Origin of the sequence: Campylobacter coli, from assembly GCA_039516895.1 — a bacterium.
GTDB lineage: Bacteria > Campylobacterota > Campylobacteria > Campylobacterales > Campylobacteraceae > Campylobacter_D > Campylobacter_D coli_B.
This window is the reverse complement of record CP154437.1, coordinates 877,760-895,076: the sequence shown is the minus strand read 5'-3', so window position 1 is coordinate 895,076 and position 17,317 is coordinate 877,760. Positions and strand designations below refer to the sequence as shown.

The window sequence follows — 17,317 nt, the reverse complement described above, 5'->3', positions numbered from 1 at the left end:
CTATGCTATAATGGCTTCTTAAAAAATTATTTTCAAGGAAAAATCATCAAAAAAGAAGCCATCTTTATAAGTTCTACTTTTGGTATCTTTTATTTATGTCTTTGTATGCTAGCTCCAGATATGGGGGTGTGGATTTATAAGGCGAATTTGTTTTTATTTGGAGAATTTGCATATTATTATCCTTTTTTCTTGTTTATTTTAAATTATGTTTATTATAAAAGAAATTACAAATTAGCTAATTTTACAAGAAGAGAGCTTTTTGGTATAGGATTTGCCTTTTTCTCAAGTTTACTTTTATTTGCAGTTTTTTATCCTAATTCTGGTTATATACTAGAGCTTTCTTATGCGATTTTTTCTATTATCTTGGGACATACTGGGAGCGGAATTTTTGCTCTTGTGCTCTTATTTTTTTCTTTTATTTTATTATTTCCAAAAACTACAAAAGAGCTTTTTAAGATCGAGCTCAATTTTAATATTTTACTTAGGGTAGAAAATGCATTAAAAGCGTTATTGATGAGGGTTTTTGGCGGGGAAAATGAAAAAGATGATTTAAGCAAGATAGAACCTAAGGCGCCTGTTGTTACCTTAGAAAAGAATACAGCTCCCATTCAGGAAAAAATTCAAGATGAGAATGAAAATTTAAACTTAAATCAAACAGAACAGCTTGTTAAATATAATAATATAAATGCAAGTAAAAATTCTATAATCACCGCAAAAGAGAATTTTGAAAAACTTAAAAACCAAATTTTAGATGAAAAAGTAGAGATAGATAAAGAGAGTATTAAAGAAGCTAAAAGTTTCATTTACGAAAACTCGCAACAAGTAAGAAATTTTGTCCAAAAAGCGAGCAGAATGAGTATAAAACTTGATGAAGATTTTAATTTTATTTCAGAAGAAGAGGTAGATATGATCCCAGAACGATTTTTAAAACCTAAAAAGCTTGACGATATTAAGCAAATCGATACAAATAATAAAAATTTAGATGAGCCAAGCTATAAAAGAAAAAATATTGAAATTTCTGTACCTAAACAAGAAATAAAGCCAAAAATTTTTACTAAAGAATTGGAACTTAGAGAAAATTTAATGAAAGAGGCAAAATTAGAGCAAGAATACAAAGCTTATCAAAATGAAATTTTAGAAAATAAAGTTCAAGAAGAAATTAAAGAATTAGAAAAAAAAGATAGCTTAGAACTTGATTTAAACCATATTATACAAGGAAGTAAGTATAATTTTGGCACACCTTTACAAGAAGTATCAAGCACAAAAGAAGAAGTAAAAACACAAAATGCACCAATTCCTTCTATCTTAGAAAAGACAAATGAGGTTGAAATTATAGATTTTGATGAAAATGAAATTGAAATCAAAAAAATGGAAAGTATAAATAAAAGTTTCCATGATTTTATACCTATAGTTGAAGAATTAGAACATCCTTATATAGAACCAACTCCTATTGTAAAAATTGAAGAGATAGAGCCTTTGGATAATCAAATAAATAAACAAATCCCAATTCAAGAGAAAAATGAAATCATAGAGCAAGGCAACAGCTTCATCAAGGAACAAATTTCACAAGAACCAAGCCAAGAAATCACTAGACAAAAAGCGATTTTAGCTAAAGAAATCGAGCTGAATAAAGCTTTACTTAGAGAAATAGAGCAGGGTGAAATAGAAAAACCCAAAGATTTTGAGCTTCCGCCGCTTGAGTTTTTAACAAATCCTAGCCATAACAAGCAAGAGATTAACGAAAGCGAGATTGATAAAAAAATTTATAATCTACTTGAAAAATTGCGTCGTTTTAAAATAGGGGGTGATGTTATAAGTACCTATATAGGGCCTGTTGTAACTACTTTTGAATTTCGTCCAAGTGCAGATGTAAAAGTAAGTCGTATTTTAAATTTACAAGATGATTTAACCATGGCTTTAATGGCAAAATCAATCCGTATCCAAGCACCTATTCCTGGAAAAGATGTGGTAGGTATAGAAGTACCAAACGATGAAATTCAAACTATTTATTTGAGAGAAATTTTAGAAAGCGAAGTCTTTAAAAACGCAAAAAGTCCTTTAACCATAGCTTTGGGTAAAGATATAGTGGGAAATGCTTTTGTAACTGATCTTAAGAAACTTCCACATTTACTCATTGCAGGAACCACAGGAAGTGGAAAGAGTGTGGGTATAAATTCTATGCTTTTAAGCCTTTTATATCGCAACTCTCCAAAAACTTTACGCTTAATGATGATAGATCCAAAAATGCTTGAATTTAGTATTTATAATGACATCCCTCATCTTTTAACTCCGGTAATTACCGATCCTAAAAAAGCAGTCAATGCTCTTTCAAACATGGTTGCAGAGATGGAAAGACGCTATCGTTTAATGGCTGAAGCAAAAACTAAAAATATAGAAAATTATAATGAAAAGATGAAAGAACTAGGAGAAGAAGAGCTTCCTTTTATTGTTGTGATTATCGATGAGCTTGCTGATTTGATGATGACTGCAGGCAAGGATGTGGAATTTTATATAGGTCGTTTAGCGCAAATGGCAAGAGCAAGTGGAATTCATTTGATTGTCGCTACACAACGCCCATCAGTGGATGTTGTAACAGGGCTTATCAAGGCTAATTTGCCAAGTAGAATTTCTTACAAAGTAGGGCAAAAAATTGACTCTAAAGTTATCTTAGACGCTATGGGAGCTGAAAGCTTGCTAGGCAGAGGGGATTGTTTATTTACTCCTCCAGGAACAAGCTCCATCGTTCGTTTACATGCTCCATTTGCAAGTGAATTTGAGATAGAAAAAATCGTAGACTTTTTAAAAGATCAACAAAGCGTAGAATACGATGAAAGTTTTTTAAAAGATCAGCAAAGTATGGGTGTAACAAGTAGCGAAAGTATGAATAATGGTGAGTATGATGAGCTTTATGAAGATGCCAAACGCGTTATACTAAGCGATGGAAAAACAAGTATTTCTTATTTACAAAGAAAGCTCAATATCGGATACAACCGCGCAGCAAATATCATCGATCAGCTTACAGAAAGCGGAGTGCTGAGCGAACCAAACACTAAAGGACAAAGAGAAATTTTATAAATCTTTGGTAATTTAAAAGATTAAAGAATGATCTGAAGATCAAGCCCTGAAAAAAAGGGCTTGTAAAATTTTATTTATCTCTGAGATTTAATTCTGTAATTAATTTACTATAAGAATTGTAATCTTTTCTTTTTAGATAAGCTAAAAGTCTTTTTCTTTGACCTACGAGTTTTAAAAGTCCTAATCTTGAAGAAAAATCTTTTTTGTAGATTTTTAAATGTTCTGTAAGTTCTGCAATTCTTGCACTTAAAAGTGCTACTTGCACTTCTGTCGAGCCAGTATCGCCCGCTTTTCTAGCGAATTTCGCAACAATTTCTGCTTTTTTAGCCGAATCCAAAGCCATGATAGACCTCCTGATTGGTGATTTTAAAAGCTAAAATTATATCAAATAAAACAAAAAATAAGCTGAAATTTATATTTTTACTTTAATCATCATTTTTTAAGCCATTTTCTAAGATTTTTTTATTATAATTAAAACTATTTTTTATTAAATAAAAGGAGAAATTCGTGCTATTTACCAAAGCTAGCGAATATGCTTTACTTTCTTTGATTTATATCGCTCATAAAGAAAATCCTCAAGATGTTGATTCTTTAGCATTAGAGCTTAATATTCCTAAAAGTTTTTTAGCGAAAATTTTACAAACTCTAGCTAAAGACAATTTATTAAAATCTTTCAAAGGTGCTAAAGGTGGTTTTGCTCTTATTAAAGAGCCAAGTCAATACAGCATAAAAGAAATTGTCAATAGTGCAGAAAAAAAAGAAGTAAGTGTTTTTGAGTGTAGTGGTGGAGTATGCCCTAATAACAAAGAAGAAAATTGTACTCTTATGCCAATGCTTGTAAATTTACAAAACAAAGTAGATGAATTTTTAGACTCCATTACCCTAGCGGATATTATGAACCATAATGGCAAAAAATAAATTAGTCGATCTTGTTTTTCCTTTTTTAGGACCTTTAATTGGTCCTGTATTAAGGGCTAAAAGTCTTACTATAGTCGGATTTATAGTATGTATTTTAGCTATTATTATCGTTCCTTTACCAAGTCCTATTTTGGACTTTTTCTTAGCTTTAAGCATTGCTTTATCAGTGCTTATTATTTTAATTTCTATTTATATCCCCAAGCCAACGGATTTAACCACTTTTCCAACTCTTATCCTGATTATCACGCTATTTAGACTTTCTTTAAATATAGCAACCACAAGAATGATTCTAAGCGAAGGACAAAATGGCCCTGCGGCGGTGAGTGAGATCATCGCAGCCTTTGGAGAATTTGTGGTGGGTGGAAATATGGTCATTGGGGTGATTGTATTTTGTATTTTGGTTTTGATCAACTTTATGGTTGTAACCAAAGGTAGTACAAGGGTTTCTGAAGTTCAGGCAAGATTTACCCTTGATGCGATGCCAGGAAAGCAAATGGCTATCGATGCGGATTTAAATGCGGGACTTATCGATGAGCAAACTGCAAGAGCAAGGCGTCAAGAAATTATCGCTGAAGCCAATTTCTATGGTGCGATGGATGGTTCTTCTAAATTTATCAAAGGGGATGCGGTCGCAGGTATTATTATAACCATTATAAACATTATAGGTGGTTTTTTAATAGGCGCTTTTCAACACGATATGGCCTTGTCCGATGCAGCTTCTACTTATACTATACTTACTATAGGTGATGGTCTTGTATCGCAAATTCCAGGACTTATCACTTCTACTGCAACAGCTATTATCATCACCCGTGCAAGCAAAGATGAAGAAAATTTTGCTGAAGGGACATTGACACAGCTTTTAAGCGAGTATCGAACACTTTTGATTGTGGGTTTTGTTCTTTTTATTTTTGCTCTTGTTCCAGGTTTGCCACACTTATCATTAGGTTTTATGGCTTTGGTATTCTTAGCACTTGGTTATCTAACCAAACAGGTAAAAGAGGGTAAAATCGAAGTCAATGCACCTAAAAAAGCAAAAGCAAGCGCAGCCAATGCTGCAAGTGGAGCGGGTGGGGCTGGTGGAGTTGCTGCTCCTGCTAAAAAAAGCGAAGAAGAAATTCTAAAAGAAGAAGAGCACAAAATAAACGATATACTTAAGGTTGAAATTTTAGAGCTTGAGCTAGGTTATGGCTTAATAAAACTTGCTGAAAGCGAATTAACTGAAAGAATTCGCTCTATGAGAAGAAGTATTGCTGAGAGCTTAGGCTTTTTAATGCCAAAAATCAGAATTCGAGATAATTTACGACTCAAGCCTAATGAATATAGCTTTAAGTTAAAGGGTGTATCCATAGCAAGTGCCGAAATTTATCCTGATAAGTATTTGGCTATGGATAGTGGCTTTATCACAGAAGAGATTGAAGGGATTGCTACAAAAGAACCTGCTTTTAATTCTGATGCACTTTGGATAGATTCAAATTTAAAAGATGAAGCAACTTTAAATGGCTATATAGTTATAGATCCAGCAAGTGTGATCTCAACGCATATGAGCGAGCTTATCAAAGCACATGCAAGCGAGCTTCTTACACGCCAAGAAGTACAAAATCTTCTTGATAAGGTTAAAAATGATTATCCAATCATAGTAGAAGGTGCTTTAGGTGTAGCTCCTGTAAGTCTTATCCAAAAAATTCTTAAAGACTTGCTCAAACACAATATACCTATTAAAGATATGCTGACTATTTTAGAATCTATAAGTGATATTGCTGAAGTAAGCAAAAGCTTTGATATGATTATAGAACATGTAAGAGCGTCTTTAGCTAGAATGATTACTAATATGTATCTTGATGATAAAGGAAATTTGGATATTTTCATTTTAGACTCTGCTAGCTCTGCGGTTTTAATGGAAAATGTACAATTTAGAGACGGTAGCTATCACCTACCTTTAAGTGTAGCACAAACAGGAACTTTAGTAGATACCTTAAGAGCTGAAGTTGCCGCAGTAGCAAATGGACGTATCAAGCCTTTTATACTTTGCGTTGAACCGCAACTTAGAAAATTTATCGCTGATATTTGTTATAATTTTAATATCAATATAGTTGTACTTAGTTTTGCAGAAATAGCAGAAAATACAAATTTTAATACCGAAGGTATTATTAGGATAGAACTTTAAGGAAATCAATGAAAATTTATCATCTTTCACATACCGATCTTGATGGCTATGCCTGTCAATATATAGTCAATTTTTATTTTAAAAATGTAAATTTTTATAATTCTAATTATGGTAAAGAAATCAATGAAAATTTCAACGCGATTTTAGCAGATATAGAAAAAGATAATAGCTTTGGGCAGGCTATTATTTTAATCACTGATTTGAATTTAAATTTAAATCAGTGTGAAGAATTTGATAAAATTTGCAAAGAAAAAAATATCAAAATCTTTTTATTAGATCACCATCAAAGCGGTGAGGAGTGTGCTCAAAAATATGCATGGTATTTACTAGATAATAAAAGATGTGCGACTAAAATTACTTATGATTTTTTCTCTAAAATTTGTACGCCTGATTTAGAACTTTTAAATTTCGCCCAAGTTGTAAATGCTGTTGATATTTGGTTAAGCGAGGATGCAAATTTTGAACTTGGAAAAGTTTTTTTGGGTTTGATTGCCAATGCAAAAGAAATCAATCGCGTGATGTTTAAAGAAGCTCAAGTTTTTTATATGTTTTTCTTGCTTGAAAGAGCGAGAAAATTTATAAATCAACCTAATTCACATATTTTGCTAGATAATGCTATCCATTTTATCAAAAAAGATTTTTTTGCTAAAGATCATGACGATACTCTTTCTAATCTCATCTCTTATTTTGTAGTAGAAAAATTGAGTGAGTTAAAAGAAGAATTCAGTATAGAGTATGAAGGCCATAAAGGAATTCTTACTTCAAATATAGGCAATACTTCTGTCATAGGTAATGAATTTTTAGTTAAAAATCCCGACTATGATTTTTTCATCGATGTAAGCTCTAGAAAAACCTTAAGTTTTCGTGCAAATGGTAAGGTTGATGTAAGCTTGATGGCTAAAAAGCTAGTAGGTGGAGGAGGGCATAAAAATGCTAGTGGTGGGCTTTTTGCGGCTTATAAAGATGGAGCAAATTATAACTATATCAAAGCTCAAATCGTTGATTTGATAAAAAGTAAAGAACTTAAAAAAGGAAATTCAGATGCCACAAACACACAATAAAAATTTAAAAAATGAATTAGAAGATCTAAGATATGAATTAAGCATAGTTTTAGAAGCTATGCTTTTATATGCAGGTGTTAAAAGAGAGAAGCTAGAAAGTGCTATAGAAGCTTATATAGACAATATAGATAGTGTCTTAGAAAATTCAAATAAAGAAGGAGTTGATGAAGTTTTAGAAGTGGTGGAATTTTTAAAAAATCAACATCCAGAGCTTTTTCAATGAAAAAAATACTTCCGATACTTATAGGCTTTTGTTCTCTATCGTTTGCTAATGTTTATGAAAAACTTAATGATTTTGCATATGAAAAAAAGCCCAATAAAGATTTTAAAATTCAAGAAGTGAAATTAGTGCAATTTTCACAAAATAATAAAAATTGTCTTGATCTTTTGATAGAAGCAGGGCAGGTGAGAATTCTTAAAAGCTATAATGAGTGTCAAAAATTAAGCAAGGATGCTGACTTTCAAAAATTTCTTAATGAGGATTTTTTAACATTGTATAAAAACAATGGATATTTTATCAATGAAAATTTACAAGATCTTAAAAAGGCTATGCAAGATGTTATGATATATTATAAATTGCGTTTTGCTTTTAGTAAAAATATACAAGATATGAGTAAAAATAAAAATTTAAGTATTTTAAATATAGACGAAAAAGAAGGGGGCACGCTTCTTTATAAAATCAACAATCAAACTTGTGTAGGTATAGAGCTTATAAGACATAATTCTAGAATGGCTATGAAAGTCTATGGGATGGAAAATTTAGACAAAGAATGTAAATTATTTATACAAGCTCCATCTTTTAAGAATATTTCTTTTACAAAAAATGATTTTAAATGGTATTATTTAGAATAAAAGAAAGTCTTTAATTTTAAAAGTATTTTTTTAAATAAAAGTACCAAAGCAGAAGGTTCTTTTTTGCCAAGAGTTTTGAAAACACAATTATCAAGATCTTTTTTTTCTTGAACGCTTAAATTTTTCATTAAAAACAACCTTTAAAAATATTGCGAGCTAATTATAGCTAAACAACTTTATTTTTGTATTAAAAAATTTAATTTAAATTTCAATGCATTATCTATCATAGACAATGCATTGCTCTGTTTTATGGCATATTGCTAAGTTTTTTAACGATGTCTTCTAAAGCTTGCATTGAACTGATGGCGCTAGGATTGATTTGATATTTGCCATTTACAACAAAAGCAGGAGTCCCATAAGTCCTAGCTATATCATTTGCTCTTTTAAATTCGTTTAAAATTTCTTTGGCTTTAGGAGTGCTTAAAAAATTCAATACTTCATTTTTATCAACATTCATAGCCTTTAAGCCTATATCATAAAATTCATCCGAGCTTGAAAAATTGTCCTGCTTGTTTATAAAATAAACTACAAAATAAACATCGGCAAGTTTGTGTGATAAACTATCACTATAACTAGCATCTTTGCCATTTTGTTCATCTTTAAACTGAGCAAAGGCAAAGAGTTCATTAAGTTCGTTTGCATATTCTCCATTCATAAGGCTTACAGGATAGAGTTTAAAATGCAAATTTGGAAAAGCCTCTCTAAGTTTTTCTAAGGTGCCAAATTTATGGTGATTGTAACAATGTATGCACTTATAGGAAAAAGCTTCCACAACAGAATTTTTAGAATCAGGCAAGGTTTCTGATAGGGTGATAAAATCATCTGCCATCGCAAAAGTGCAAACAAGACTCAAGCTTGTCAAAATTTTTGTCATTTTTTTAAACATAATTGCTTATCCTTAATTTGATATAAAAAGTAATTCTATTTAAAAAGGATAAACAAGTAAAAAATTTAATCTTTAAAAATAAGTATTTTTTAACCCAATATCTTAAGTGTTAAAACTAATCCTATGGTAATGATGGTAAAAACAATTTTTCTTTGACTAAAAACATAGCTTACAAACATTATAAAAAGTAAAATAAAAGAGCATAAAAATGCTATAAAACAGCAAGTAGCCATATTCATAAATTTCAAACTAGGGATTAGATACCAACCATTGCTATAAAGTCCATTTTTTCCTACAAAAAATTCTTGAAAAGCATTTAAATAAGCGGACTTTGGAACCATGGGAAAATCCATTCCGCATTGCCCTACGGGTTTAAACCAAGAAGGAAACCATTCGTGTAAAGGCAGATTAAAAGGGTAGAGTGGAATATCGCGACATCCATTAACACCGCTGAAAGGGTTTTCCGTGCTAATAGCTTCATGAATGCGATTTAAATTCAACGAATGTTCTAATCCAAGCCAAATTCCATAAAAAGCTAAAGTATAGGCAAGGATTTTAATAATGGTATTTTTAGGATTTATCAGTGCAATGATGCCTCCTAAAGCTATAATTAACATATCTAACCTTATATAAACACATTGTTCACAAGGTCTCATATAAAGATATTCTTGAAATAAAAAATGCGCTATTAAAACAAGGCTTATCATTATAATACTCATAATAAACCAAGGATTACGCATATCTTGCCATTTAGAAAAACAAGCAATCCAATATAAATTTTTCACCTTATTTTTTACTCCTTAATAATACACATAAAAGCAATCATTATAAAAATTTATAATAAATACATTCTTAAAAAATTTAAAATTTAGAAAATGTTTTGATATGTAAATTCAAAAGAATAGGGTATTTATTTTTATTTTATAAATTATCATTTATTATATTATTTTGATAAAAATATATAAGGAGATGTCAATGCATATTATCTTGACTATTTGAAAAAAGATAAATTATAGTTTTCAAATTACAAAATAAAATAATCATTTTTATACATTAAATTTTATGGATAAGTTATTAAAATACAAAAAGTAAATATGCTTATAATACCTATAATATAGCTTATACATTGGCATAAGACTTTATAGGATTAGAGTATAAATATAAAAGTTTGAAAATTATAGTTTTCAATACAAAATAATTAATTTTATGTATTTTTACCTTTTATCATACAATTATACAAATACCATTAAGAATTATTTAATATATTTTATATAAGGAATTTAAATTTATTTTTTAAAGTTAAAATGAGCTAGAAAAGCTTTTTTTACTAAGTTGATACTAAAATACCTTTTTTAGTTAAAATTGATTAAAAACAAAAATTATAAGATTTTAGGAAAAGTTTTTATGAAATATCCTTTAGATTGTGAAGAAAATTTTGAAAAGTCTTTTTTATTTTGGCTTGCAAAATATGTCAAATTTAAACTCAACTCTCTTTCCAATAAAGAACTTAAAAATCCAAAAGCCCTAGCAGAGGTTAATTTTGCACTCACAAAGGGTGTTAAAAATATAGAAGAGCTTGATGCTTTGGCTAAAAAAGCAAGAAATGCGGGCTTAAATGGTGTTAATACTTATTTTAATCCCTTAAAAAAAGTCTTTGAATATCTTAATTTTTATAAATTACACTCCTTAAAACAAATAGATGAAGAGCTTATAGTAGAAGTTTTAGCAAGCATTACCGGAGCTTTATCAGATGCGAGTAAAAAAAATTACCGCATTGCAGTGATTAATTTTTTTGACTTTTTAGATAAGCAAAATGAAGAGGATGAAAAGGCGCATATTTTTGATATTGTACTTAAAAATTGGGGAGGTATTACAGGAAATAAAGGGGCAAAACTGCCTGAATTTATGAACGAAGATGAGTTAAAAAAATTCCTTGAAGCCATAGAAAATTCAGATTTTAAAAACAATACCATACGCAACAAGCTCATTATAAAAATCATTATTTTTACAGGAATCCGCGTAAGCGAGGCTATCAATATCAAACTCAAGGATATTAGCGAAGAAAACGAACTTTACATTATAAGAATTCGCGCCAAAGGAAATAAATACCGCGTTGTGATGATAAAAAAAGAATTGATCGAGCATTTATTAAAGGATGTAAGGGTTAATTATTTAAGTGAAGATGGCTTACTTTTTGTCAATCGCAATGGAAAGGCTTTAACACAAGCTTATGTAAGTCGTATTGTAGAGCAAATTTTATTTCGCGCAGGAATTCGCAAGCAAAAAAACGGCGCTCATATGCTTCGTCATACTTTTGCCACCCTACTCTATAAAAAACAAAAAGATTTGGTTTTGGTGCAAGAAGCTTTAGGGCATGCAAGTTTAAATACTTCAAGAATTTATACACATTTTGACAATGATAAATTAAAGCTTGCTGCACAAGTAGCAAAGGAATTAAGTGAGCGCTGAAACAAAATTTGCCATTTTTGGTAAATATTTTTATTATGACTTAAAATTTGTTCTTAAAGCTTATAATAAAAAACAAAGCAAAAAATACTTTAAATTTGTGCAAAAACATAAAGATAAATATTATTTTTTAACTCTTGTAGATTATGAATTTTATAAATACTTACAAGATAAAAACTTCACTAGCAAAGAGGCTTATTTGAGCTTTTATGCTTATAAAAAAAGAAAAAACTTCACTACGATGAGTATTGATGAAGAAAATTTTATGCCTATTTTTAAAAATCATTTAGATTTTAAAAACTATGAAAAAAACTTTTTGCAAGTAAAATCCGCTATATCAAAAGGACGAAGCTATCAGGTCAATCTCACCCAAAGTTTTCATTTTGATAGCTTGCTTGATGGATTTTCCTTGTTTAATCTTTTATCCAAAAGACAAGATACTGAATTTAAAGCGTATATCAAAGACGAAGGACGCGAAATTCTTTCCTTTTCTCCTGAATTATTTTTTAAAACCCATAAAAGAAAAATAATCACCCAACCCATGAAAGGCACGAGTGCAAGATCTAAGGATTTAAATCAAGATAAGAAAAACAAACTTTTTTTGCAAAAAGATGTTAAAAATTTAAGCGAAAATGTAATGATAGTCGATCTTTTAAGAAACGATCTTTCAAAACTTATCGTTAAAAATAGCATAAAAACAAAGCTTTTTAAAATTCAAAGCTACCCTACTTTGCATCAAATGACTTCCATTATAAAAGGCAAGCTTAAAAAAGATATTGATTATTTTCAAATTTTCAAAGCTTTATTTCCATGCGGTTCGATCACAGGAGCTCCTAAACTTGAAACCATAAAACTTATAGAAGAACTTGAAGCAAGAAAGCGTGGAATTTATTGCGGTGCTATAGGTTATATCCATAAAAATAAAAGCAAATTTAGCGTCGCTATACGCACTCTTGAGAAAAAACAAGATTATCAATATAGCGTGGGAAGTGGCTTGGTGTGGGATTCTAAGCTTGAGGAAGAATTTAAAGAATTGGAGTTAAAAACTCAATTTTTAATGCCTAAGGACTTTTATCTTTTTGAAACTATGTATTATAAAAAGGGTAAAATTTTATTTTTTAAAGAACATTTACAAAGAATTTTAAATTCTGCTTTAAAATTAAATTTTAACACAGAAAAACTCATTAAAGATTTTCAAGAAGTGTTAAATTGCAAATCCAATTTAAAAGAATTTAAAAATTTTAATATCCAAGCTTTAAATGAAAAACTTTTTCATAAAAATCATAGCTTTTTTTATCCAAGCACCATTAAAAGTCATCACAAACAGGCTATTTTTAAACTTATCTTGCAAAAAGATGGCAGTTATACCATCTTAGAAAATCATATCAAAACAAGTGATAATAACATCTTACTTTTAAGTGATAAATCCTTAAATTCACAAAGTGATTTTTTATACCATAAGAGTTCTTTAAGGCAAATTTATGATGAAAAAGCTTTTTTATGGAAAGAAAATCAATGCTTTGATATAGCTTTTTTTAATGAAAAAAATGAATTATGCGAGGGCTCAAGAAGTAATATCATCATTAAAAAAGATAAAGTCTTTTACACCCCTACTCTGCAAAGTGGGCTTTTAAATGGAATTTATAGGCAATTTTTGCTTGATTTAGGACTTATAAAAGAAAAAAGACTTTTTAAAGAGGATTTGTTAAATGCAGATGAGATTTATTGTATCAATTCGGTTAGAGGATTGCAAAAAGTGAGTCTAAAATGAAAAAAATTTTACTCATAGATAATTACGATTCTTTCAGCTATACTATAGTTTTTTATCTTAAAGAATTGGGTTATCAATGTAAAATTATAAAAAATGATGAATTTAAAAAAGCCAAAGATTTAACTCGCTTTGATTTTTCTCACCTTATCATCTCCCCAGGTCCAAATTCTCCTGCTGAATCAAAATTAAGTTTAAAAGCAATTCAATACTTTAAAAAAGATAAAAAAATACTAGGAATTTGTTTGGGACATCAGTGTATAGGCGAGGTTTTTGGCGGAAAAATTACTCCGATGCCCTACCCTATGCAAGGTAAAATTTCAAGATTGCATCTTAAGAAAAATGCTAAAAAAAGCCTGCTTTTTAAAGGTATTGAAAATAAAAGTAAAATTTGTTTGTATCATTCTTTGCATATTAGCAAAATGCCAAAAAGTTGTGAAATTTTAGCCTTAAATGATGAAAATATCATCATGGCAATCAAGCATAAAAAATATGAGATTTATGGGGTGCAATTTCATCCTGAAGCAATTTTAAGCCAAAATGGCAAAAAATTACTTAAAAATTTTATGAAAATTTAACTTTTCTTGGCATTTAAAATCACGCTTAAGATAATCAAGGCAAAGGCAAAAAGATCTAAAAAGCTGTATCTTGTTCCTAAAAATAAAAAGCTCATAAAAGCAGCTGCTACAGGCTCGATACATGCTATCATGCTTGCTCTTAAAGCTCCTATGTATTCAACCCCTTTAAGATATAGACAAAAAGCCCCTATAGTTCCTATAAATATTATACCTGCTTGGGCTAAATACAAATTAAGAGCAAAATCATAATGCACTAAGCCTTCTTTAAATTCAAGTATCCCAAAAAGTATAAAAGAAGCGATTAAACTAGACCAACCCATAACAAAGAAAATTCCATATTTTGCAATGATTTTTCTTGCACCTAAAGAATAAAAAGCAACCCCAAAAGCTCCTAAAATGGCCCAAAAAATTCCCCATAAATTTAGGTTTAAATTGCTTATATCTCCACCGCTTGCAAGCAAAAATAGAGCTAGAATTATAAAAATTAAAGCCATACTTTCAAAAATTTTAGGCATTTTTTTATCTTTTAAACATACATAAATCATGATAAGCAAAGGAGCACAGTATTGTATCATGGTAGCAGTACCTGCATCGGTATAAAAAATAGCTTTAAAATATCCATATTGAGTCATCAATAAACCAAAGAAAGCAAAAATTAAAAAGGATAAAAGCTCATCTTTTTTAAATTGAAATATTTTTATTTTCTTTAAGCTATACAAAATAAGCACTATACCTGTGCAAAACAATCTATAAAAACTTACCCAATCTACCCCATAATTATTTTTAAATAAATACTCAGCTAAAACTCCGCTTATAGCCCAAAAAATTCCACCCAGTAAAACTAAAAAAACACCCATGATATTGCCTTGAAAAATAAAATATGTATGATTTTTTAATTTTAAAATAATACAATAAAATAACCAAACATGAAAAAATTTAAACTCTAAATAAATTGTAAATTTCAAAATGAAAAGCCCAAGTAATAAACTTTTACAAAGTTTAAAAAGGTATAATTAAGCTTTGAAATTTAAAATAAGGTTTATTATAATGACTTATTTAGAGATACAAGGCTCCCAAAAACTTCAAGGTGAAGTTACAATAAGTGGTGCAAAAAATGCCGCTTTGCCCCTAATTGCTTCTAGTATACTTGCAAAAAATGAGGTTAAAATAAATAATGTTCCTAATGTTGCAGATATCAAAACACTCATTTCCTTGCTTGAAAATTTAGGCGCAAAAACTGATTTTAAAGAAAATACCGCATATTTAAATACAACAACACTTGATAAAACCGTGGCTAAATATGATATCGTGCGCAAAATGCGTGCTTCTATCCTTACTTTAGGGCCTTTACTTGCTCGTTTTAATCATTGTGAAGTTTCATTGCCTGGAGGATGTGCCATAGGACAAAGACCTATTGATTTGCACCTAAGTGCTTTAGAAAAAATGGGCGCAAATATAGAAATAAAACAAGGTTATGTCGTAGCAAGCGGGAATTTAAAAGGAGCTCAAATTCTTTTTGATAAAATCACTGTTACAGGCAGCGAAAATATCATTATGGCAGCAGCCTTAGCTAAGGGAAAAACTAAGCTTGTAAATGTTGCTAAAGAGCCTGAAGTCGTACAGCTTTGCGAAGTTTTAGCTAATGCTGGACTTGATATAAAAGGCATAGGTACAGATGAGCTTGAAATTTATGGAACAGATAAAGAACTTTTGGATTTTAAAGAATTTAGCGTGATTCCTGATAGGATTGAAGCAGGAACTTATTTGTGTGCAGGAGCTATTACAAATTCTAAAATCACACTTAAAAAAGTAAATGCCGAGCATTTAGGAGCGGTTTTAACAAAACTCCATCAAATGGGTTTTGAAACTTCAGTAGATAATGATAATATCACTTTATTTCCTGTAAAAGAAATTAAAGCTACAGAGATCATGACTAGCGAATATCCTGGTTTTCCAACCGATATGCAAGCACAATTTATGGCTTTAGCCTTAATGGCAAAGGGTACAAGCATTATCGATGAAAGACTTTTTGAAAACCGCTTTATGCATGTAAGCGAGCTTTTAAGAATGGGTGCGGATATTAAATTAAATGGGCATATTGCTACTATAGTGGGCGGTAAAGAATTAAATGCTGCAGATGTTATGGCCACAGATTTGCGTGCTTCTTCGGCTTTGATTTTAGCAGCACTTGTAGCTAAGGGTACAAGCAGGATACATAGAATTTATCATCTTGATCGTGGTTATGAAAAATTAGAAGAAAAATTTAAAGCCTTAGGTGCTAAAATCACAAGGCTTGAAGAATGAAAAATATTTTTCAAACTTTAGCGCATTTACAAGATCAAATTACAGCTCTTAATGAATTTGAATTAATCAGTCTTGAAGAAGCTAAAGATAGGGTTTTGGCTAAAGATCTCTATGCTGTAAAAAATTTACCTAGCTTTGATAATGCCGCACTTGATGGCTATGCTTTTAATTATGCGGATATAAATCAAGCTTTAGATATAAAAGGCACGATTTTAGCTGGAGATAAAAACACTTATGAGATCTATAAAAATGAGTGTTTTAAGATCATGACAGGTGCAAAAATGCCTAAAAATGCCGATACTATTTTAATGATAGAAGATGAATGCATAGAAGAAGGCAAACTTATCATCAAAAAGCCACCTAAACAATACAACGCTTATCGTTATAAGGGCGAAGAATTAAAAAAAGATGAGCCTTTGTTAAAAAAAGGCACAAGGCTTAATGCTAGACATATCGCCCTGCTCTCCTCTCAAGGGCTTTATAAAATAGAAGTTGTAAGAAAAATTCGTATCGGAATTTTTTCAAGCGGAGATGAGTTAAAAGAACCTTGGCAAGATTGTGATGAGGAAAATATTTATAATGCCAATGCTTTGCCTTTGCTTGCTTTATTTGAAGATTGTGCTACAAGTTATCTTGGTATTATTAAAGATGATTTTAATACAACTAAAAAAGCTTTAGAAAATGCTAATTTTGATCTTTTAATCACTTCAGGCGGTGCGAGTGTAGGAGAAGCTGATTTTATGGAAAAGGCTTTAAATGAATTAGGCTTTGCTCCACTTTTTAAGGGTTTAAAAGCACGCCCTGCAAGACCAACTAAGCTTTATCAAAAAGATAAAACTTTAGTATTGATTTTACCAGGAAATCCTATGGCAGCTTATCTTTCTGCTTTTATCTTTGCTAGAAAAATCATCGCCTTACTTTGTGGGAATTTAGAAAATTCTTTACAAATTCAAGCTATCATGGGGAGTGATTTAAAAGTAAAAAGTGGAAGAAATAATCTTATCTTAGGAAATTTAGAAAAGGGTATTTTTTATCCTTTTAATGATAATAAATTTGGTTCAGGAATGATACTGCCTCTGATTCAAAGCGAATTTTTACTCATCAGTGAAGAAGAAAAAGCAGAATTTCAAAAAGATGAGAAAATCATGCTTTTTAAGCTTTAAATATAATTTTTTATAAGTTTATTAATAGCATTCTTTTTAAAAATTTGATTTATCTTAGAAGATGTTTTAAACAAATGGAAAC

At 30.1% G+C, this 17,317-nt stretch carries 16 protein-coding genes; 11 read left to right on the top strand and 5 right to left on the bottom strand.

The features are described from left to right. Nucleotides 1-105: 105 nt before the first annotated feature. Nucleotides 106-3,075, top strand: coding sequence for a DNA translocase FtsK (locus AAID94_04445; protein ID XAK23119.1), 2,970 nt, complete (start codon nt 106-108; stop codon nt 3,073-3,075). A 70-nt stretch (nt 3,076-3,145) separates the two neighbouring features. Here the strand turns inward: AAID94_04445 and rpsO are convergent, their stop codons facing one another. Beyond that, nucleotides 3,146-3,418, bottom strand: a complete 273-nt coding sequence (rpsO, locus tag AAID94_04440; protein XAK23118.1) for a 30S ribosomal protein S15 — start codon at nt 3,416-3,418, stop codon at nt 3,146-3,148. 164 nt (nt 3,419-3,582) lie between these two features. On the opposite strand from rpsO, the gene AAID94_04435 reads away from it, so the two are divergent. Genes AAID94_04435 through AAID94_04415 form a run of 5 tightly spaced genes read left to right on the top strand, consistent with a single transcriptional unit; the run spans nt 3,583 to nt 8,070 of the window. Beyond that, nucleotides 3,583-3,993, top strand: a complete 411-nt coding sequence (locus tag AAID94_04435) for an RrF2 family transcriptional regulator (protein ID XAK23117.1) — start codon at nt 3,583-3,585, stop codon at nt 3,991-3,993. Further along, nucleotides 3,980-6,157 carry a flagellar biosynthesis protein FlhA gene (gene flhA / locus AAID94_04430; GenBank protein ID XAK23116.1) on the top strand — a complete coding sequence of 726 codons (2,178 nt, stop codon included), beginning with the start codon at nt 3,980-3,982 and terminating at the stop codon, nt 6,155-6,157. Before AAID94_04435 ends, flhA begins: the two co-directional genes overlap by 14 nt. Nucleotides 6,158-6,165: 8 nt before the next feature. Continuing rightward, a complete protein-coding gene (locus AAID94_04425) occupies nt 6,166-7,218 on the top strand; it encodes a DHH family phosphoesterase (protein XAK23115.1) in 1,053 nt (350 codons plus the stop codon). Further along, nucleotides 7,199-7,441, top strand: a complete 243-nt coding sequence (locus AAID94_04420) for a hypothetical protein (GenBank protein ID XAK23114.1) — start codon at nt 7,199-7,201, stop codon at nt 7,439-7,441. Before AAID94_04425 ends, AAID94_04420 begins: the two co-directional genes overlap by 20 nt. After that, nucleotides 7,438-8,070 (top strand): hypothetical protein, encoded by a 633-nt coding sequence (locus tag AAID94_04415; protein ID XAK23113.1) that lies wholly within the window; start codon nt 7,438-7,440, stop codon nt 8,068-8,070. Before AAID94_04420 ends, AAID94_04415 begins: the two co-directional genes overlap by 4 nt. Here AAID94_04415 and AAID94_04410 read toward each other — a convergent pair. The 3 genes from AAID94_04410 to dsbI form a co-directional block, all read right to left on the bottom strand. Continuing rightward, nucleotides 8,058-8,198 (bottom strand): hypothetical protein, encoded by a 141-nt coding sequence (locus AAID94_04410; protein ID XAK23112.1) that lies wholly within the window; start codon nt 8,196-8,198, stop codon nt 8,058-8,060. The genes AAID94_04415 and AAID94_04410 overlap by 13 nt on opposite strands. Before the next feature lie 119 nt (nt 8,199-8,317). Next, nucleotides 8,318-8,956, bottom strand: a complete 639-nt coding sequence (locus tag AAID94_04405; GenBank protein ID XAK23111.1) for a thiol:disulfide interchange protein DsbA/DsbL — start codon at nt 8,954-8,956, stop codon at nt 8,318-8,320. Nucleotides 8,957-9,045: 89 nt separating this feature from the next. Further along, nucleotides 9,046-9,741: a protein-disulfide oxidoreductase DsbI gene (gene dsbI, locus AAID94_04400; protein XAK23110.1), complete on the bottom strand. Its 696-nt coding sequence runs from the start codon at nt 9,739-9,741 to the stop codon at nt 9,046-9,048. A gap of 619 nt (nt 9,742-10,360) precedes the next feature. Here dsbI and AAID94_04395 point away from each other — a divergent pair. Genes AAID94_04395 through AAID94_04385 form a run of 3 tightly spaced genes read left to right on the top strand, consistent with a single transcriptional unit; the run spans nt 10,361 to nt 13,768 of the window. Continuing rightward, on the top strand, nt 10,361-11,425 hold the full coding sequence (locus AAID94_04395) for a tyrosine-type recombinase/integrase (GenBank protein ID XAK23109.1): 1,065 nt from the start codon (nt 10,361-10,363) through the stop codon (nt 11,423-11,425). Further along, complete coding sequence (locus AAID94_04390) at nt 11,415-13,193, top strand: bifunctional anthranilate synthase component I family protein/aminotransferase class IV (GenBank protein XAK23108.1); 1,779 nt, start codon at nt 11,415-11,417, stop codon at nt 13,191-13,193. Before AAID94_04395 ends, AAID94_04390 begins: the two co-directional genes overlap by 11 nt. Next, nucleotides 13,190-13,768 (top strand): aminodeoxychorismate/anthranilate synthase component II, encoded by a 579-nt coding sequence (locus AAID94_04385; GenBank protein XAK23107.1) that lies wholly within the window; start codon nt 13,190-13,192, stop codon nt 13,766-13,768. The genes AAID94_04390 and AAID94_04385 overlap by 4 nt, the downstream gene beginning before the upstream one ends. Here the strand turns inward: AAID94_04385 and AAID94_04380 are convergent. Then, complete coding sequence (locus AAID94_04380; GenBank protein ID XAK23106.1) at nt 13,765-14,625, bottom strand: DMT family transporter; 861 nt, start codon at nt 14,623-14,625, stop codon at nt 13,765-13,767. The genes AAID94_04385 and AAID94_04380 overlap by 4 nt on opposite strands. A 190-nt stretch (nt 14,626-14,815) precedes the next feature. Between AAID94_04380 and murA the strand changes: the two genes are divergently transcribed. Further along, nucleotides 14,816-16,072, top strand: coding sequence for a UDP-N-acetylglucosamine 1-carboxyvinyltransferase (gene murA, locus AAID94_04375; GenBank protein ID XAK23105.1), 1,257 nt, complete (start codon nt 14,816-14,818; stop codon nt 16,070-16,072). Next, nucleotides 16,069-17,235 carry a molybdopterin molybdotransferase MoeA gene (locus AAID94_04370; protein XAK23104.1) on the top strand — a complete coding sequence of 389 codons (1,167 nt, stop codon included), beginning with the start codon at nt 16,069-16,071 and terminating at the stop codon, nt 17,233-17,235. Before murA ends, AAID94_04370 begins: the two co-directional genes overlap by 4 nt. Nucleotides 17,236-17,317: the final 82 nt, after the last annotated feature.